Below are 21,251 nucleotides of genomic sequence, written 5' to 3'. Positions count from 1 at the left end.
GAACAGCGAAGACCTAGTATTAGACATCAGTACCGATGCCAACGTTGCTAGCGTCAGCCCGACAGAGGGTAGTGCCACTGGTACGATTTCGGATGAAGACAATGGTGATACAACTGACGGCAGCATCACCGATGGTGACAAGCCGACCGTTACGGTAGATGATGCATCAATCACAGAAGGCGGTGATTTGGTTCATACCGTCACCGTTAATGGTGTTACAGAAGCCGATGTTACTTACGACTTTGACTTGTCAAACGGCAGCACCAATCCTGCTGAAGCGGGAAATGACTACAGCAATACCCCTGCTGACATCGTCTTTAGTAAGGGCGTCACTTATGACTCATCAACTGGCACCATCACTGTACCAGCTGGGGTCACCGACTTTACCGTCACTTATCCAACGTCAGATGACAATATCCTTGAGAATGATGAAACCACTACCTTGACCATTGGTAATGACAGTGGCACTGGCACCATCTTAAATGATGACGTTGCGCCAACTATTGAAATCGTAAACGAAGATGTAGCAGTGACACCAGCCGATAACAGCGTAACCGAAGGTACAGGCGCTATAATCACTGGCACCATTAACATCACCAACCCACAAAGTGTGACAGCACTGACTGTTGGTGGTCAAGACGTTACAAATGCTACGACTACATCGGTCACTATTAATACTAGTTTAGGCGAGCTTGTAATCACTGGTTATAACGCAACAACAGGTAAGCTGACCTACGAATATACAGAAAACGGTAATGCAGAGGATCATAGCGTTGGTTCAGTGATTGATCAGTTTAATGTAATACTAACTGATACCCTTGGCGGCACAAAAACCGAGACACTCGATATTCAAATTATCGATACCGCACCGACTGCCAAGGCAGACACCAACGCCATCACTGAAGATGTAGGTGTAGACCCTATATCGGACAAAATCACGGCAACAGGAAATGTCATTACAGGTACGCCAAACGTATCAGAAGCCGACACACTAGGCGCTGATGCAACCACCGTAACCGCAGTAGCAGGAACAGCTATGGGTGTAGGTAGTAATACAACAGGCACCTATGGCACGTTACAGCTAAATGCTGATGGCACCTATACTTACGAGGTTGATAATACGGCGGCGAACGTACAGTCTCTCGCCAAAGGTGAAGAATTAATCGAAACCTTTAATTACACCATTACCGATGCTGATGGCGATGAAAGTAGCACCACGCTCACCATTACTATTACGGGCACCAATGACCAACCAACTATCACCAACGTTGCTGGCGTCATCGAAACAGTGGCCATAACAGAGCAGACTGATGATACTCCTATTACTCGAACAGGCACCATCAATTTTGCTGATACAGATAGTAATGATGCTTTAACTTTAAACTATCTTGGCGATGTTGACTATGTTGGCTATGTTGAAGGTTCAAATACATATGACTTCACAGGTAATAGCGCTTTAATCTCTTTAACTGATGAGCAAAAATTAGCAATAGACAAACTATTCTCAATCAACCAAACTGATAAGAATACTGGCACTTGGGATATTACAGCCGCGTCCAATGCGATTGATTTTATACCTGCTGGCGAAACCATCACTATTCGTTATGCCGTACAAGTTGATGATAATGAAGGAGTAACTGCAGCTGCTGATGGTAACGAGCTTAGTGCTAGTGAAATCCGTTATGTCGAAGTGACCATCACGGGTACTGGGGACGGTATTGCGCTTGTCGATGATATCAAAACGGTTAATGAAGACGTCACCTTAACGGGTAATATTTTTGATAATGATACGAATGATCCTGACGTTGGAGAAACACTGATTGTAGAGAGTTATGAGGTTAATGGCACAACTATTTCAGTCACAGCAGGTACTAGTTCTGCAACGGCAGTTACGATAGATGGAAACACAATAGGCCAGCTTACAGTCAACAGTGATGGTAGCTATACCTTCGTGCCAACGTCAAATTATAGTGGCACTGTGCCTACCATTACCGCTAATGTATCAAATGGCTTATCAGTTGGTGATGCCGACCGATCTGCGGGCTCTGAGACGCTTGATATTACTGTTACTCCAGTTTCAGATAGGCCTACGCTGTCTAGTGTTTCAGTAACGACCAATGAAGACACAACTGTGGCCCTAGGGTTAACACCACCAATTATTTCAGATAGCACTGATCTGACCAATAATACAGATGACAGCTCAGAGCGTATTGGCTTGATTACCTTAATGAACGTTCCTGCTGGTGTTACTTTGAACTATGGCAGCAGTAGTATTACTGCATCAGGCGGTAATATCACTATTTTGCTTAGTGATGCTAATGTCATTAGCAGCCCTGGTACACCAACCATTACCATGACTACGGCTGATTTTGAAGCGATGACGCTAACCCCGCCTACAGACAGTGCTGCCAATATATCTATTGTTATGGCTGTGACAGAGTATGAGGTCGATAGTACAGGTACTAGAATATCAGGAGTGTCAGGAGCAACGTCTACCACAACCATTAAAGTGGATGTACAAGCAGTAACAGATAGCAGTAACAATAATGGCACTGGCGATGATGTCAGTACCTTTGGCTATACCGCTGTGGTGGGTGATACAGGGGTTGTGTCTGGTAGTACTTATACTGTTAGTGCTGAAGAAGGAGAGTATATTGACCTACCAATCACTACCGCATTTGGTGATTTGGTGTCGACAGGCAATAGCAGTACAGAAACCTATGGATTTGTGATTAACAACCTTGTTGAAGGCACTGTGATTGAGTTTACACCTGCGGGTGGTGGTGCTGTACAGACATTTACTGCTGGTATAGATGGTAAAGTGTTAATCGGTATTGATGCTGGATTGACAGACGCTGATTTATTGGTTAATGGTGGCTCAGAACCCAAGATTCGTATTCAAACCAACGAGTTCAACTCACAAGATATGAATGGCATTACCGTATCGTTATATACCCAAGACAATGATGCTGACTCTACTGGTACTATTTTGCCAGTAGAGATCGATACCGTTAATGTTAATCTGACCGTTGATGCAGTTGCGGGTCAAGTGACTGCTAATAATGTTAGCACTACTGAAGACAATACCATTACGCTCGATGAGTTTGGCTTTACCGTATTGGATACTCAAGATGGTGCTGGTGCAGAAACTATCACTCAAATTCAGTTTGAACTGCCAGCAGGTTGGACATTTACAGATACTACTGGTACAGCAACAGAAGCTGGTGGTATCGTAACTATTGATATGACTGGTTCACCTAACTTAAGTCAGATTACGCTCACCCCACCAGCACAGTCTTCAACCGACGCTAACTTTACCTTTACTGTGACCACATCAGATCCTGATGATACTACTGGTACAGCAGTTACAGGTACAGCGGAATTAACCCAAAAAGTAACCGTTACGCCAGTGGCTGAAACGGCTGATACTGGTGTTACCATCAATCCAAGTCATGACTATGGAACGATAACGGCATCAGAGGATACTGCATTTGCTCTCAATCAAGGTGGCTTTGATTTAAGTGCTGGTTGGTTTAACCCAGACGATACGACTAATTTTGGCGAAGAAAGCCATACCACTGATGCTAATGATTCTGAAGAAACCTATGCGCATTTAACCTTTGGTAGCAGAGACAGTAATGATGTGTTTACCGCGACTGAAGGTGCAGTCTTTACCTATAACGATGGTACACAGGATATTAGTCTGACTGATAGCGGTAGCGGTGTGGATATTCCAGCAGCTTATCTTGATACAGTCACTGTCACTCCGCCAGCAGACTATAGTGACTTTAATCTTGATGCTGGCTCAAGCACAGCAGTGAAAGTAGAAGCCGTTACTATCGATTATGATGAAGATACTAATAGTAGCGTGACAGCGACCAGCGGTGAGAGTTATCTGACCTTTACTGTCGAAGGAGTTGCTGATATCACGACATTGGGCGTGGATCCTGCGACAGGTCTTGAAGACCAAGCAATCGTTGGTAAGAATGAACGTGATGGTAGTGCAACAGCAACGGTTGATCCGATTAATGGCATTAAGCTAAATATTCGCCCAAGCTCGCGTGATGATGATGGCTCTGAAGTTTATAATGTGACCATCACCGATATACCGGCCGGTGCACAGCTATACGTTAATGATGATGGAGCTATAACCCAGCTAACCATTAGCGGTGGGTCGGTGACAATATCAGATTATACCAATGCGGTAGATAATTTATACTTTGTACCTGCCGAAAACTATAGTGGTACGGTCAACCTTAAAGTATCTGCAGTAAGTGTAGAAAATGGTAATGAAGGTACTGCTAGTTCAGTGCTGAACTTGCCTATTACTGTAGTCGGTCAAGCCGATCTTATCTTAAATGATGAGTTGAAAACCGCTACTGTCGATGGTAAAACCTACACTTATACCATCGCAGAAAATGATCTAGATGATGATAGTAACCTTATCCCATTATCAGGATTTTTCTCTGATGCTTCTGCGATTACGCCGTATGATGGCGATGTTCCCGCAGCAGAGCAAGTTACTTATAAAGTAACAGGCGTGCCGATTGGGTTTGATATCACAGGTGCCGTGTTCTTAGGCGGTAGTGGTGAGTCTCGTAGTTGGTCTGTGTCTTTAGAAGCGCTACAAGATGGTAGCGCGCAACTGGTCACTCCTGATAACTTTGCTGGTGAAGTAGATTTCACTATTACAGGCACCACGACCGAAACGGTCTCTGGTAATAGCGCCACGCACGATACCCAAACCGTATCGCTTGTAGTGACGCCTGATGCCGCTGATGGCACTATGAATAATCCGCAAGTGCTAGCAGTCGAAGATACATGGGCGACCATTGACTTTAAATCGGCCTTTACGACGACAGATCAGGGTGTTCTAACTACAGGTCAAGAAGCGCTTGAAAGTGTCACGCTATCAGTAGCTGACCTGCTGGCTAAAGATATCATCTTACGTGTCGATAATGTCGAGATTGACTTAACTACTAATCCACCGCCATCTTTGACGTTTACGCCAGATCAAGTTATCGAGGTGATGTACGATGACGACAAGCGTCACAGTGATGATGATGTCACGATACCTTTTGATTATACGTATACCGATACAGCGTCGTTAACGGATGATTCGACTATTAGTAGCACATCGCAAACGGGCAGTGCCAATATCAATGTTACTTTCCAAGCAGTGACGGATGCGCCTAATATTGAATTAGATGTAACTGACAACACCATCGTTATTAGTAGTGCTAATGATAACAATAGTGCCAGTGTGATTGTTTCATTGTCATCAGATGATCAAGATGACTCAGAGTCATTTACGCGCTTGGAAATAACAGATGTGCCTGCTGGTATTATCGTAGAGGGTGGCATCTTATCAGGTGGTACATGGTATGTGGATGTACCAGATACAGCGATCACTGATACCGCATCAACTTATACGCTTGTATTCACCCGTGATCCAAATACCGCCGATACTCCTACAGGTAATATCCCAGTTACCGTTACTGGTATTACCCAAGATATTAACGGTGAAGGCTTAAACGGTAGTGAAGCACGTGTATCTGATACCTTTATTATCAATTTATCGAGAGATGGCACAGGTGCAAATCCGGACAATCCTGATTTGATTGCAACACTTGCGACTAAACCGCCACTGTCTCAGACAGAAGATGGCGCTTTTAAGTTGTCTGATATGATAAATGCAGAATTAAAGACGGGCACAGCGAGCACCGTCAGCTCTTACACTTTCTCATTAACGGATTTACCAGACGGCGTCCTGTTGAACAGTACCAATTCTGCGGTTACTGTGCAACAGATTGGTGGGATATGGCTGGTCAGTGTTGACAACGCCAATGGTCTAACACCTAATGAAGCGCTCGCTGCTGTGACGTTGACACCACCTGAAGATTTCAGTACCAACGATAATTCAGACATCAGTCAAAATCTGAATTTTGGTGTGGAATTTACAGCACTAAACAATGTAGGGCTAGAAACCAGCAAAGATATTGATGTCAGTGTCGAAATAAAACCTGTCACAGACCTCTTTGACAACAATCTTGAAACTACCGTACTCGCTACTAATGAAGATACGACTGTGGCTATCAATATCAACTTGACTAATAGTGCGGACGGTGATTACGTTTCTATTATCGACGGCAAGCTTTATTTACAACTTGATGAGTCAGGTTTAACCAAGGATCAGGGAACCACGGGTGTATTAACTGATAGTAATGGAACACCACTGATCCCTGTGACTTTAGTAGATGGTCAGGTAGGAGGTATCCCAGCTGGCACTTATTATGTTGTGGATGTCGCAGACACAGACCCTACTATCGATGGTATAAACCCTGCTGATAGTATTACGGTCAACTATACTCCTGCTGCCAACGAAGACGGTGCAGCTGTCGTCAAAGTCTATACAACGCATACAGAGGTCAGTAATATCAGTGGTCATGATAGTGGAACATTAACCTATGAGCACAGCTACGATATAGCAGTAGCGGCGCAGCCTGATAATCTGTCCATTGCTTATGATGATGTAGTAGCAAAGGCTACTGGTGATGAAGATACCAAGATTGCGATAGACTACAAGATAAATGTCGTTGATGAAAATGACACGGCTGCTGCGATTACGTTTGATGAAGTCCCTAATGGTTATTTGGTGTATTACACTAATAAATCTGGTGTCGTGGTATTGGCCAGCAATAATGGTGACTCAGATGGCAATGGTAACAACTCATGGTCAATCGATACCAGTAAATTGATAAATGTTAATAGTGGTGCCGCAGGTGAGACAAACAACATCTTTATTGCACCTCCGGAAAATGTTAGTGGTGTCGTTGAAGATATTGAGATGACAGTGATTAACAATAGCGGTATGGCCAGTGACCCACTTGTTATAGATCTAGATGTGACACCTATCGCGGATGAAGTTGTATTTAATCCATCGACTTTATTAGGTTCACAAGGACAATGGGCCTCACTGAACCTGAATGCTGCCATGGTAGATGTGGATGGTAGTGAAACGGTCAGTATTATCGTATCTGGTACTAATCTGTATGGTGATGTACTAGAACTCACGACCAGTGATGGCACTGCGCTTGATGTAAAATGGACGGCGCCTAGTGGAACAGAGCCAGGATTTTATGTCATATCGGGTGTTCCAGTTGAAAGTTTAAATAGCTTGCGTGTGAAATCAGCGACCTCTTATATTGGGGATTTGGATATCAAATTGCAAACAGTTGAAACTGCGAATGAAAATAGTACCTTTACTACAGAAGTAGGCAAGATCAGTATTGATGTAAAACCGACCTTGGTGTTCAATGGTACTGATGCTGATGATGAACTGATTTCAGTGAACCAAACCTCTGCGCTTAAATACTCTGGTGGTGCTGGTAATGATACCTTTATAGGTGGTAGTGGTAATGACACCTTTAATGGCGATGCTGGAAATGATACTTTGATCGGTAATGCAGGTAAGGATATTATCAACGGTGGAGCAGGCAACGATACGATTAGTGGTGGAGCGGGTAATGACACGATTAGTGGTGGTGCCGATGACGATACGATAGATGGCGGTACTGGTGCCGATACGATAAATGGTGGAACTGGTAACGACACGATAGTGTTTGATGCTGCTGACTTAGTTATTAATGGTGGCGACGGTATTGATACGTTACTCATTAATGAAGAAAATACCACAATTAACTTTGGCACTTTCGATTCATCTAAGTTTGAAAGTATTGAGGTTATCGATATGACGGGTAATGGTGCTCAGTCACTTACCAATCTGTCGACCAGTGATGTGCTTGATATCATTAATGATACGGTCATGACCGATAAGGACCTGATTATCAATGGTGACAGTGATGATAGCGTGAGTCTTACTGCGACAGGTTGGACAAATAGCGGTACTACCACTCAAGACGGTATCAACTATAATGTGTATAGCTTCTCTGATACCAATGGTAACCATGATCTGTTGATTCAGACTGATGTGAATACTACTATCCTATAGGTTTATTCACCTAGTACAGATTTTGATTTTTCATAAAACGCCACTGGATTGAATCCAGTGGCGTTTTTTTGCATTCACATTATGGCTTTTTCTAGATGTATTTTGGTATGTAAAGTTATATTGACTCTATTAATAGCGATTCTTGTAAACTCACTCACTAGGGTCTGACCCTGGTGGAAAATCATGGCGCAATTGTGCGACATTATCCGTCGTGACCGTATCCGTAAAGCTATTGAGATCGCTATGCACGTATTGTGTGACAGCTGCTATTCGCTCATCGCTCATCATGCGGTGGAATGATGGCATACCGCGCATGCCATTGATAACGACACTAATAATATAATACTTTGATTGCATCTTGCTGTTATTGGCTAGCGGAGGGTAGTAGCCAGCGCCTTGTGCGCCTTCACCTTTTTGCATATGACAACCTGCACAAGAGTCATCGTAGAGTTTTTTACCATTAGTGGTAAAAAATCCTGTCTTACCTTGTATGCTTCCTTCAAATTTAGTGAGCCACTGCTGCATGCTGGCATCTTCACTCATGTTTGGTATTGAGCGCACATCGACAATATTGCTGGTGGGTTCAGTCAATTCTGCTTTGGACATATATACGCCGCCCCATGCGCCCTGATTGCGACTGGCTTGATTATCAAAATTGTTGTCGAATATCATGGGAGCTGTTTGCTGGCTAGCAATAGTAGCTGCGTTTTTGGTTCTATTCTGACTACAGCCTGATAACGTTATTAACGCTATCGACCCACCAACCATGAGCGTCATTATTGCTTTGCTCGATCTGAGTGAGCTAGATGATCTCATTGGGTTTGCTGTCACTACGTTCATAATTGTTCCTAATGTGCTTAGTCTCATTGTTATCATCCTTGCTTGAACGGCAGACTGGTTATTCAAAGCTCATTACTCAAAAGTTAGCTTTAGCTATCCAAGCTTTTTGGCTTTTTGATGCAAGCGTTTGGCGGCATCCATGCCAGATAATATAGCGCCTTCTTGCCATGCGGGAATATGTGAGCAGTGCTCACCTGCCAGTACGATACGATGATCAATTTCGCAAAGCGTATTGTAATACTGCTTACGACTGGATTCGCTCCAGATACCATAACAACCAAGCGACCAAGGGATACGGTGCCATGCGACAGACGTGCCTGAGCGGAACTCTTTGGTATATTGCGGATGAATCTGTTTGCCATAGGCGAGCGCGGCATTGATACGTTCTTTAGGTGTCAATGAGTTAAACTTGTATGAGGCTTCCCCAAATCCATAAGCACCAAGCAACACACCTGAGCCTGAGCTAAACATATCTTGTGACGGGTAGGAGATTTGCGAGATGGGCATGTCGGTATAGGTGATGCCGCCATAGATCCATTCGTCTTCTTCCCAAAACCGCCGTTTGAACTCCAAACCTACTTTATACGAGCTGTCATAAGGGACGGCTGCCATCGCTTGTTTCATTGGCGCGGAGACGTTGATATCAACCTGAGTCAATATGGATAAGGGAATATTACAAATACACCAATCTGCGCGCACTGTTTTGGCTGTACCGTCAGGGCTATTACTATCGACATAGTCAACGGTAACCCCAGTTTCGTCTTGATTGATTTTGGTGACTTTGGCATTGAACGTAATCATATCTCGACATTCACGTGTGAACGCATCACCGATTTTCCCCATACCGCCGACAGGCTGAAACATCGTTGGTTGATGCACATGCACGGTATAGTTGCTATAAATATCCGACCACATACCTGAGTCTAATAATTTGTCCATCGGTATGGGTGTTGATGGTTTGGCCTCAGGCATCAGACCACCACCGGGATATACACTATAGCCACGATGCTTACCAGTTTCATGGCTTTTGACGTAGCGATAGTTGTTATCTAGCACGCCCCAGCCCTTGAGACCTTCGAGTAATTTTTCTTTGTCCTCTTTATCAACTGTGCTATCGAGACTGCCTTTATTCACGGCTTTGGACAGCAGTTCTGACACATAGCCACGAATATCGCTTTGTACTTCGCCCAAGCGCTGCGGCGCACCATCGAAGTGATTGGTACGATGCAGATAAGCGCGATCATTGGTCTGGATAAAAGGCTGCAATGCCACACCGAACTTTTTGCAGTAATGAAAGACCGCGTAGTGGTGGATGGGCAGTCGCCATGGTCCGCCATTGAAGTAATTGCCTTTTTCGAAGTCGCAAGTGACCTCAGCACCGCCAAGCTCAGTATATTTGTCACCACTGTTCAGTGTCCAGCTGCGGCCACCGCCACGGTTTTGGTACTCAAGCACGGTCACTTTGTAGCCTGCTTTGCGTAGCTCATAGGCGGCAGTCAGACCGCCCAACCCTGCACCCAATATCACGATACTAGCGTCAGCCGGTGCGCCTTTCAGATTCATTTCTTCTTTAAAGCTCGACTCGGATGCGAACCCCAACGTGGTCATCGCTTGATACATGGCAGTCGCGCCTGCGGTCTTGCCTATCATGGAGAGCAGTTGCCGACGCGTAGGGGATTGGAGCAGGTCATTCATAGGATTATCCTTATCGTGCTGGTCTTTGCCATATGATAAAAGGCGAAGATTAGGGCACATTTCTTATAGTTGGTTTTAATGCCAATTCTTAGGGCTAGCTTTTCTCTTTTATCACGCGCGTGACATCCGCCGCGCTGACATCGCTACTTGGTAGACCACCAAATTTAACTCGTACGTAGTTAGTAATATCAGCAATCTGTGTAGGACTTAAATCTTCTGAAAAGCCGGGCATCTTTGGTGCTGTATTGAACGCACCCTTTGCGCCAAAGGCAATCACGCCAATGAGTGCATCAGGTTTTACGCGGCGAATACTACTCAAACCAACGATGGAGGCGTAGCGTGCATCGGGCTGGGCGTAACCGTCGACGCCATGACAGCTAGCGCAATGTGTCAGATACAACTCTTTTGGCGTGTTGCTGTTCAGACCGCTATTGTTGGCACTGCTGACAGTATTGGTTTTGGCATGTGCCAGATAGTCTTTTTGCTCAAGTAAGTCGTAAGTAATCAAGTTACTGACTGGTTGCGGTAGGCGAGAGACATTGACTGGTATCAGATAATCATCGGTCTTAATGGCTGGGACGACTTTTAAGTAGTCAGCCATCGCTATCAGGTCTTCATCAGTGAGATAACGCGTACTGTGTGCCACGGCTTCTGCCATTGGCCCGCCCGCGTAAGCGCGCTTATCAAGCGTGCCTGTACGTAGATAATTTACGATATCCATTTCGCTCCAAAGGCCGATACCTGTGTCGTTGTCAGGCGTAATATTCGGTGCAAACCATTTACCAAGTGGTGCGCCGGATAAATAGCGGTCTTTATCAAGACCTTGAGTTAAGTTGCGCGGTGTATGACAGGTACCACAGTGCTCTAAGTTATTGACCAAATATTCACCGCGCTGCTGAGTTTCAGTTAGCCCTGAACGATTTTCAGTAGAGGGCACATTGATGACATTCCATGCCAGCATTAAGCTACGAATATTTAATGGGAAAGGCAGATGAGTGGTTTTTTCAGGTGGTTTGTCTACGATAGGAACGGTCTGAAAGTACGCGAACAAGGCGCTGATATCCTCATCTGTCATGCCATGATAAGACGGGTAAGGCATCGCAGGATAAAGCTGATGGTTGGGTGCACGACCTTTTTGCAAAGCCTTTTTGAAGTCAGATTCAGTATAGTTGCCGATGCCATAGCGCGTCGATGGTGTGATATTGGTTGAGTAGATATTGCCAATGGGCGTCTCAATTGGTACGCCGCCACTATAGTCATCACGGTGGCAAGCCATACAGTCGGCGGTACGAGCCACGTAAGCCCCGCGATTGGCAAGCGCACTATTGGCTGGGCTGACATTTGATAGGGTTATTTGACTGGTCAGATTTTCCATTGGCAGGCTGACCGTGCCTGCCATCACGACGGTAGACACTAAGCTGAATCCCAATGTCAGTGTTATTATCGAAGAAAATGACAATGCTGGCATGACGGCAGAAAGTGGTTTCGCAATACTCTTATAATACCGATGAATCATGTCTAATTCCTTTTTAAGCTTTCTGCAAATCACTACCAGTATCCATTCAGACAATGGCGAAACATTAAAAATACTACTGTCTGGCGGCTTCGACCTTGATACTTAAGTCAAGGTTTTTGGTCAGTCCGAACCAAGCGAATTTATTGATATTCCATTTTGTGCGATTAATCGTAGCAGTGAACTCGCCACCGCAAACATCCTTTCTGATGCTCGTGTTTAGATAACAATCAAATTTAGTCGCGGTTAAGCTAATTGGGTGGGTCTCGCCATGCAGTGTCAATTGTCCATCTACCCGAGTGACTTGAGGGCTTTTTTTATCTTGATTAAAATGCCATTTTGTCGATTCAAAATGCGCTGAAGGAAACCTCTGCATATCAAAAAATTCAGGCCCCGTTAGACTATTATTAAAAGAAGGGTTGCCCGTATTTAAGGAGTTTATCGGTATGATTAATGAGATAACACCTGATCTTAAGTTTGGATCGTATTGCAATTGACCTTTGATATTATAAAAACCACCAGTCGTGGCTGAACTCTTAAAGCGTTCGATAGCAAATCGAATATGAGTGCTGGCAGGATTAATAGCGTAACTGGCAGCTTGACTGCTATTTGCAGCACCTACAAATAATAATGGAATGGTCAGAAAAGAATAGATATGCGATGGTTTTGGCCTAGTAGACAACAAGCGCATAGGCTACATTCCTTTACCGACTATTGATATAGAGGAGCTTATTCACAAGCGCTATCCGTGCGTTTGCTTAACAACAAGCCAGTGATTGTTTATTATTTATACAGGGTTTTTCAAATACTTAGTAGTGCTATTTTAGTAAAGAGATAACGAACAACTCTGTCATGCCCGAACGTCCATTCAAAGTACTGATAAATGAGTACTGATACCTAATTATTGAAGCTAAGTACTGATGCATAAGTACTGAACCTAAGTGCCAACTTTAAGTATTAGAGTGCTCAATGTTAGACAAGCTAAGACCAGTATGTCCTTTATCATCGTTGGTGCTGTATGCTTTATTTTTAATCGATTGTTTAAAAAATAGGGCTGCGAGCGCACAGGCTATCGTTAATGACAGCAGCATTGAGACCAATGTATGGCTAAAGAAATGATCACCAAATAGCATCTTATACAGTCCCATTGTCCAGCCCAAAATAGTTACTGATATGACTATCTGGTAGCGGTGTTTTCTTAGTGTCGGTAAAAAAGCCAGTCCATATAAAGAAAACCCTGCGCTGGCGTGAGCCGCTGGGAAGCATCTGGCAGGCGTTGCTGCTACGATGTTTTGCCAAAGATTGAGGTAGGGCAAATCCCCATTAAAAATAACCAAGTCATTTGGGCAACCAACATGGGTGACGCCTTTGAGCGTGGCAATAGTAGCAGGTACAATCGCCAATATAATCAGTAGGTAGCTAATCTCGCGTATAGGTAAAGGAAGCAGAAATTTATCAAGCTTATTATGATTGAGCTTACTGCGATTGAGCTTATAGCGGTTTGGTGCAGTAGCATTAAGCCTTGACTGTCTATACTTGATGATTAAAACCGCTATAAGGTAGACAGCCAATAGAATCAATAATGCTTTGGGTAAATCATAAAAGATAAATGCATAAGGCTGCGCGCCTTTTTCAAGCAGCCAGTGACCATTGTTATAAAAAAGCTCACTGATGCGTACATCTAATTGGCTATGCTCAAAAACTAAGGTGGCCATGATGGTCACGCACAGTAGTTTTAGCCAGTTCCAAGTCATTGCGTTGTTTTCTGAAGTCATGACTACACCTAATACCGTATATGCGATGTTGATAGATCCTAATACGACCTTCTTTTATGGTTTACCTAAGATAGCGCTAGCAGCGCGTTCCGCTGTTAAGCGAGTGCTCGGCATGCTTTAATAAAATAGAGCAGACTCTAATAAAATAGAGCAGATAATGCCATTACCCATAAGACCATTAACAAACTTAACACTAAGAACTGAGCCGCAGAGCCGACATCTTTTGCGATTTTTGCGAGTGGGTGCTTGGCGGTCGAAGTATGGTCAACGCAGGCTTCGATACCTGTGTTGATTAGCTCAACAATCAAAGATAAAAAAGAAGCGACGACTAGCATCATTTTTATACCAAGCGCAAAAGGCATAACGATGACAGCAGCTAGCAGTACAAGATTGAGCCACACCACTTGTCTAAAAGCCGCTTCAAATTTATATGCGGCCTTAAAGCCGTCTAGAGAGTAACCAGTGGCTTTTATAATGCGGTAAATTCCTGTTTTGCCTTTGGCATGACTTGCGAAGCTGTCAGCTGCAAGTGCACTATCATGTGCTGTTTGGTTGACAGAACTATGCTCGGCTAACGGCTCTATAAGGTTGGTATGAGTGATTTGCTTCATAGGACATTCTTAATGGTCTATTAAAATTAAGATAGCCTGAGTATAAGACGGGAGAGGTTAAGAAAACGTTAAGAGGATATAGAGGGATGAGAATAAAGCATAATGGGTGTTTAAATTTGTCGTTTCCCAATCAGCAATTATTATTAGGAAATGAATATGTCTTTGAGCTATCACGAGGTTATTTATAATAAATACTAAAGGTACTGCCACCTGAGCGATTGGCTTGGTGAGTGAGCTGCCAGCCCATATGTGACATGATACGCTGGACGATACTGAGTCCTAGACCTGACCCTTCAACCTTATGTTTTGTATCATGCTCTGACAACAGAATTGTTTGCTCGTCTTTATACTGAGACTCTAATCGCTCAAACCGTTCATAGAGTAAAGGCATCATCGCCTCAGGAATACCTAAGCCAGTATCAGTCACTGTGATTTTTTCGTCATCGATATTAATGGCTACTTCGCCATCATCGGTATATTGAAATGCATTTTTTATGAGGTTACCCAATGCCATTTTTAGTAGTTCGGGCCGTACGTAAGCGCTGTATTCCTGCTCAGCAATTACCTGACAAGTGACAGACTTATACCGCAGTAAGTATTTTAGGCGCTGCATTTCCGCTAAGGCGATACTGTTGATAGAGGTTTGCGGCGCGTCTAACTTTTCAGGCGCGCGCGATAGTAGGAGCAGGGCAGTGATAATCTCAGAAGTTTCTTTTGCCGTGGTACTGATACGGTTGGTAAACTCGTTTAAGTGGCTGTCAGCATCTAATTGCGAGGCCAATACCTCGGAAGCCCCCATGATAATAGTCAACGGCGTACGCAGCTCGTGGCTGACATCACCAGTAAATAGTTGCTCGCGCTTGAGATATTGCTCTAACTTATGGTTTTTCTCATCGATAGCCCGTGCCAAGACACCAACCTCAGATGGCAAGTGTGTCAAGTCGCTTAAGTTATGATGGTCAGTCTCGACGGCTCGTTTCAAATCTAATAAAGGCTTGATGATCTGTTTGGAAGATAACTGAGAAAAGATAGCGGCGATAAGTAAGCTTAAAATCACGGCTACTTTTAGCGTATCTGCAAATATGTCTTCTAGGTGTTCAAATATCGCCAAGACTGGATAATTTTCCATTACCATTTCTGTGTTTTCTAGGTAAGTCAAAATATAGGTTTGACCGTCTTGGGTATAGGCAAAAAGATGCAGGTTGGCATGACCTGCTCCAGAGGCCTTATTAACAGTGACAGAAGTCTCTTGCACCGTGTCATTGGCTATCGCTTGCAAACTAGCAGGTGCTTTATCATAGCGATAAATCTTGATACCTGGGTCAGCGACATAAATAGGCTGGTCACCGTATTTTTCTTGACTAAGCTCTAGCTGCTGCAATAGGCGAGCCTTGACCAAATCTTGCTCTATTCGGCTCTCTGCGTACAAGAAAATACTGACAAAAGCTGCGCACAGTAATAACGCGAATATGAAGTAAGACAGTCTGAACTTATTGGCTATCGAGTCTATATTGAGCATGGCGTAGGACAACCTAATAGAATAAGGCGATATATAACAGGGCTATATATAATAGAGCGAGAAATATGGTACGGTCAGTCAGTTAGTAAATTGGATAAGGTTTATTCAATCCATACTGTAATGATAACTACGCGCTTGCTGATTTATTAGGGACAACAATTTGGTAGCCCACGCCAGGTACTGTGACTATCATGGGTGTGTCAAATGGCTTATCAACCTGTGCGCGCACACTATGCATATGGGTGCGCAGTGCATCACTACTCGGTATATCTAGTCCCCACACTTTTTCTTCAATCTCAGTTTTACTGACGACTCTAGGTGCTGCACTCATTAGGATGTGCAATATTTTAAAGCCAGTAGGGGTGAGCTTTAGTGATTGTCCGTCGCGCATAATGGTATGCTCACTATTGTTTAAGGACAACGCTCCGACAGCAATACTGTGGGCAAAATGATCGTCCTCGGTGCGACGTATGAGCGCTTTGATACGGCACTCCAACTCAACCAACGAAAACGGCTTAACCAAATAATCATCAGCGCCGCTATCAAACCCAGCGACTTTATCCAAGATTGTATCGCGAGCCGTGAGCATTAGCACGGGCGTTTTATCATGCAACTCTTCTCTGAGTTTTTTGCACAGCTGCGTGCCATCCATACCTGGCAGCATCACATCGAGTAGTATCACATCATAACGATTGTTTGAGGCGAGCGTTAGCCCGCTATAGCCGTTGTGCGCGTTGTCCAATTCAAACCCTTTTGGCTCAAAGAAAGCATAAATATTGGCCACGATATCGGGGTTGTCTTCAATGACGAGTATCTTGTACATGATGCTGACCTAAAAAATAGTGGTTACCTAAAAGAACTGAGTAATATAAAAACGAATGTAGAGAGCTGTTTTAATAAATTATTTGGAATAACTCACTTTTAACCACTCAATTAGAATGGGACAGTTTGAAAAGGGTTGCTTCACCTTTGACTTCATCGGTCGTAATACCAAAAAAGCTAAGCAATGTTGGCGTAATGAAATCGTGCGACACAGGCTCATTGACCATACTAGAAAGACTTTCAGTATCGATACTATTACTATTGGGCGACCAAACTATCGTAGGCACGTGTTTTTGGGCATCTGGTGCGAACTTATAGGGCAAGCCGTGCAGGTAGATATTATTTTCACCCAAACTCTCCCCATGATCACTAATATATACCATTACCACATCATAATCTTGCTCATAAGGCTTTAGCGTATCAATCACATTACTCAAAAAATAATCGGTATAACGAATCGCATTATCGTAGCCATTTATCACAGACTGAGCATCACATTTAGACAGCTCATTGGTCATGCAGACAGGGTTATATTTTTCAAATTTTTTAGGGTAGCGCTGGTAATAAGCGGGACCATGATTGCCCATTTGATGCATCAGAATGAGCGTGTCTTTAGCCATCTCTTTCTGTGAGCTGCCTGACTTTACAAGTGCATCAAACCCATCAAGCATACCGATATCTCGGCATTCGACATCACAGTTGGGGTTTGTGTCAGCTGTTTTGTAGTCTTCAAAAGTAACGCGATCAGCCACGCCTTTTGAGCTAGAGTTGTTGTCCCGCCAAACGACATTGATCCCTTGCTTGCTGAGCGTATCTAGTACGTTCTCATTATACTTGGCGGTATCGATATCGTAGTCTACTCGATTCGCATAGCTGAACATGCAGGGTACGGAGTAGGCCGTAGAGGTGCCGCAGGAGACGGCATCTTTAAAGCTATAAAGGTCCGTCTGCTTTGAGAGCAGCGGTGTGGTGTTGCGTGTATAGCCGTTCAAACCGAAGTGATCTGCGCGAGCCGTTTCCCCAACCACAAACACCATCAGTTTAGGTTTGCCGCTGCCATCCACACTATTAGCAGGTGCCACGCGTTTCGCGTCTGTCGCATGTAGCGTGAAAGTATCAGGACGGCGTAGCTCATCGATATAGTTTTCGCCAAGTTTGATCGTAGAGTAAATAGGCGTGATCGGGTTGGCATAAGAGCGAACTTGTTTATGCTGACGAAAGAAGCTGGCGTACTGATCACCAAACGGCAAAATACAAACGGCAATTAGCGCGATAGACAATATCAACGTGGCTGTTTTTTGTAGTATGCCTCGCTGCCACGTAGAGCGTTTCAGACGAATTTTGCTAATGATAAATGCTGGCAACACGCCTAATATCAGCACCCGAATGACCATGCTAGGGGCAAACAATCCCATCGCCTCTGCTTGATCGGTCTCCAGACTGTTGATCAGCATGTTGGTGTCAAATATCGTCCCATAAGCATCGGTAAAATAACCACAGACGGCGGCAGTGATTAGTAGCGCAATCAATACTGGTTTGGCAATTGGGCGATAGCAAAGCAGTTGCAATACCAACCACATCAGTCCGAATAACAAGCCTGTAATAGACAGGATAAATCCGATGTTTTTGCTAAATGGATAGACATTTAGCACCTGCTCAAAAAACCCAATATTTGCAGTCGCTACCAAATATAAAGCCACAATGAAAATAAGATAACTGAGATTTATCTCACGATTATAGAGCTTACTAAGGTAGCTAGTCTTTGCGTTGGCGTCAGGTGCTTTGATTTTTAGCACATTGGTCTTGATGACTTGAGGTATGGACATACAGATACTTCTCAACAGATGGTAGGAAACGTCATTTCTTACCATAGCAAGTGGTCTGTTAAGAAGATGTTAAGGCGATTGATGCTAACTATCATAAGTTAGATGTTGTGTGAGTTGTTGAGATGGCTTTATATATTCAAGTCAGGCAGGATTCATCATTGCCATCAACTGGGGTTTGTTCTTTATAGTGATAAAACCATAGTGCATATCGATAAGGCCTTGTTTTTGCCATGATTGAATAATTTTATTGATGGTTTGTCTGGTGGTACCAAGCATAAAGCCCAGCTCTTCTTGCGATAAGCGCAGATCTATTTTGATGTCGTCTCCTATTTGCTGTCCATAAGTATCGATCAGTCCAATCAGCATGCTAGCCAATCGCGCTGAGGTATTGAGTGAGGTAGCATCATCAATCCATTCAAATGCTCGGCGGATTCGCTCGCAGGTTATAAGCGCGAGGTGCTTGTATAAAATCGGATGCAACTGCGCTGTCTGAATGACTAGATTTCTTGGGATTGAGATGAGCGTTACTTTATTAGTCGTCCACGCATCATGGGTGCGAGGATTATCATCTATGATAGATATTTCACCAAACCACTCACCACTAGATAGATGCGCCAGTGTCATGGCATGGCCACTAGCGCTCACGTTACAGACTCTAATCGTACCCGACACGACAAAGTGTAGCGCCGCATCATCGTTATCACCGATGGCATGAATCATTTGGCCTTTTTGGTATACCTTTAGCACCGCATCGCCTGCCAGTAGCGGCTGCACAATGGCTGGCAATTGACTAAACCATGGGTCGTTATTTAAATAATGATTGATATTCATAAGTGTAATGTTTTTGACAGATTTGGTTTTATGAAATGGTGTAAAGTAATCATTCAGGATATCTAACACAGTAAAGGAATACACCATGCAAACAACTATGCAAACCGCGACATCGACCGATTCAACCTCGAGTGTACACCATAATATCAGCGAACAAGAGTGGCAGATGCGCGTAAATCTTGCCGCCTGTTATCGAATGATTGCCTCTTATGGCTGGGATGATTTGGTATTCACTCACATCTCTGCGCGCGTACCAGGTACTGAAGATGAGTTTTTAATCAATCCGTACGGGATGTTATTTGAAGAGATTACCGCATCTAGTCTAGTCAAGGTCAATAAAGAAGGCGAGAAAGTATCACCATCAGAGTTTGACGTAAATCCAGCTGGATTTATCATTCATAGTGCGGTGCACGAAGCTCGTGATGATGCTCATTGCGTTATCCATCTGCACACAAATGATGGGGTGGCTGTCTCAGCGCAAGAAAAAGGCCTGCTACCTATCTCGCAACAGTCATTATTTCCGCTATCTAACTTGGCATACCACGACTACGAAGGCGTCGCATTAAACCTTGAAGAAAAGGTTCGTTTGGTTGCTGATTTAGGCGATGCTCACTTTATGATTTTGCGTAACCATGGTCTGCTCACCTGTGCCGATACGGTTGCCAATGCGTTCTTATACATGTATATCATGCAAAGAGCGTGTGAAATTCAAATCAAAGCGCAGAGTGGGGGTGGTGCATTGACGCCGATACCAGCACAAATATTGGCCGGTATCCAAGCTGCATCAGAGCAAGTCACACGTGGGGCGAATGGCGATATCGCATGGCCTGCGTTACTAAGAAAACTGCGCCGCACTGACCCATCATTTGAGGAGTAAGTCTCTAATGATAACTCTTGATGAGTGGCAACGGCAGGGGCAATATGAATCAATTCATGGGCATCAAATCTTTACTCGGTATGCAGGGGATAAGAGTGCGCCTGCATTGCTATTGATTCACGGTTATCCTAGTGCCAGTTGGGACTGGGAGGGCATGTGGGATGCGCTAACCGAGCACTATTATGTCATCACACTCGATATGCTAGGGTTTGGATTATCAGATAAACCCAAAAACGCGCGCTATCTAATCAGTGAGCAGGCAGATATTTATCAAGCTGTTTTGCAAAAACTGGGCGTCAATGATTATCATATATTAGCGCATGACTATGGTGATACGGTGGCTCAGGAACTGCTAGCCAGACAAGTCGAAGGGAGCGCTGAGCGACACATTGCTAGCGTATGCTTTTTAAACGGTGGTCTGTTTCCTGAGACGCACAAACCTATCTTGGTACAGAAGCTACTGCTATCGCCATTAGGCCCTCTGGTATCAAAGCTGATTAATAAGGAGAAATTTGCGGGCAGCTTACAACGGATATTTGGCCCCGACACGCAGCCCACAGTAGAGGTGATAGACACGCTATGGCAGCTGTTAAGTCACAATGATGGATTGGGCGTGATGCATAAGCTGATTAACTATATGCCCCAACGTCAGCAGTACCGCGAGCGATGGGTAGGTGCGATTATCGACAGTACTGTACCGGTGAAATTGATCGCAGGTGCCAAAGATCCTATCTCAGGTCAGCATATGATTGATCGTTATCGTCAGCTGATACCCAATGCTAATATAACGACTATGCCTATGCTAGGTCACTATCCGCAGATAGAAGATGCCGCGGCGATCACAGCGGCCTATCTGCAATTTAGACGCAGTATTTTGTAAATACAGTTCAATCTAATGAACGCAAGGCATCAAATGGTGCTCTGCGTTTGT

General features: G+C 44.1%; 13 protein-coding genes. 3 read left to right on the top strand and 10 right to left on the bottom strand.

Going from position 1 to position 21,251, the window contains the following annotated elements; translation table 11 throughout:
• On the top strand, nt 1-8,011 hold an 8,011-nt coding region (locus tag ACQKCP_RS09100), incomplete at its 5' end, for a beta strand repeat-containing protein (protein WP_427612098.1).
• Nucleotides 8,012-8,161: 150 nt separating this feature from the next.
• On the opposite strand, the gene ACQKCP_RS09095 is transcribed toward ACQKCP_RS09100, so the two are convergent.
• The 10 genes from ACQKCP_RS09095 to ACQKCP_RS09050 all read right to left on the bottom strand — a co-directional run bounded on the left by ACQKCP_RS09095 (nt 8,162) and on the right by ACQKCP_RS09050 (nt 19,443).
• Nucleotides 8,162-8,788 carry a c-type cytochrome gene (locus ACQKCP_RS09095; RefSeq protein WP_427612350.1) on the bottom strand — a complete coding sequence of 209 codons (627 nt, stop codon included), beginning with the start codon at nt 8,786-8,788 and terminating at the stop codon, nt 8,162-8,164.
• A 156-nt stretch (nt 8,789-8,944) separates the two neighbouring features.
• On the bottom strand, nt 8,945-10,546 hold the full coding sequence (locus ACQKCP_RS09090; RefSeq protein WP_427612097.1) for a flavin monoamine oxidase family protein: 1,602 nt from the start codon (nt 10,544-10,546) through the stop codon (nt 8,945-8,947).
• A gap of 94 nt (nt 10,547-10,640) precedes the next feature.
• Complete coding sequence (locus tag ACQKCP_RS09085; protein ID WP_427612349.1) at nt 10,641-11,945, bottom strand: c-type cytochrome; 1,305 nt, start codon at nt 11,943-11,945, stop codon at nt 10,641-10,643.
• Between the two features lie 190 nt (nt 11,946-12,135).
• Nucleotides 12,136-12,750, bottom strand: a complete 615-nt coding sequence (locus ACQKCP_RS09080; RefSeq protein WP_427612096.1) for a YceI family protein — start codon at nt 12,748-12,750, stop codon at nt 12,136-12,138.
• 259 nt (nt 12,751-13,009) lie between these two features.
• Nucleotides 13,010-13,834, bottom strand: a complete 825-nt coding sequence (locus tag ACQKCP_RS09075; RefSeq protein ID WP_427612095.1) for a PAP2 family lipid A phosphatase — start codon at nt 13,832-13,834, stop codon at nt 13,010-13,012.
• Nucleotides 13,835-13,971: 137 nt separating this feature from the next.
• Complete coding sequence (locus tag ACQKCP_RS09070; RefSeq protein WP_427612094.1) at nt 13,972-14,445, bottom strand: diacylglycerol kinase; 474 nt, start codon at nt 14,443-14,445, stop codon at nt 13,972-13,974.
• Nucleotides 14,446-14,623: 178 nt separating this feature from the next.
• Nucleotides 14,624-15,964: a sensor histidine kinase gene (locus ACQKCP_RS09065; protein WP_427612093.1), complete on the bottom strand. Its 1,341-nt coding sequence runs from the start codon at nt 15,962-15,964 to the stop codon at nt 14,624-14,626.
• Nucleotides 15,965-16,091: 127 nt separating this feature from the next.
• Nucleotides 16,092-16,787: a response regulator transcription factor gene (locus tag ACQKCP_RS09060; protein ID WP_427612092.1), complete on the bottom strand. Its 696-nt coding sequence runs from the start codon at nt 16,785-16,787 to the stop codon at nt 16,092-16,094.
• Nucleotides 16,788-16,893: 106 nt separating this feature from the next.
• Nucleotides 16,894-18,612 (bottom strand): phosphoethanolamine transferase, encoded by a 1,719-nt coding sequence (locus tag ACQKCP_RS09055; RefSeq protein ID WP_427612091.1) that lies wholly within the window; start codon nt 18,610-18,612, stop codon nt 16,894-16,896.
• A gap of 141 nt (nt 18,613-18,753) precedes the next feature.
• Nucleotides 18,754-19,443, bottom strand: coding sequence for a Crp/Fnr family transcriptional regulator (locus tag ACQKCP_RS09050; protein WP_427612090.1), 690 nt, complete (start codon nt 19,441-19,443; stop codon nt 18,754-18,756).
• 85 nt (nt 19,444-19,528) lie between these two features.
• Here ACQKCP_RS09050 and ACQKCP_RS09045 point away from each other — a divergent pair, with 85 nt between their 5' ends.
• Both ACQKCP_RS09045 and ACQKCP_RS09040 read left to right on the top strand, forming a co-directional pair.
• Complete coding sequence (locus ACQKCP_RS09045) at nt 19,529-20,320, top strand: class II aldolase/adducin family protein (protein WP_427612089.1); 792 nt, start codon at nt 19,529-19,531, stop codon at nt 20,318-20,320.
• A gap of 7 nt (nt 20,321-20,327) precedes the next feature.
• A complete protein-coding gene (locus ACQKCP_RS09040; protein ID WP_427612088.1) occupies nt 20,328-21,200 on the top strand; it encodes an alpha/beta fold hydrolase in 873 nt (290 codons plus the stop codon).
• Nucleotides 21,201-21,251: the final 51 nt, after the last annotated feature.

This window comes from Psychrobacter sp. NPDC078631, from assembly GCF_050268165.1.
Taxonomy (GTDB): Bacteria; Pseudomonadota; Gammaproteobacteria; order Pseudomonadales; family Moraxellaceae; genus Psychrobacter.
The sequence above is the reverse complement of the archived record's forward strand: the minus strand, read 5'-3'. Positions and strand labels throughout refer to the sequence as shown.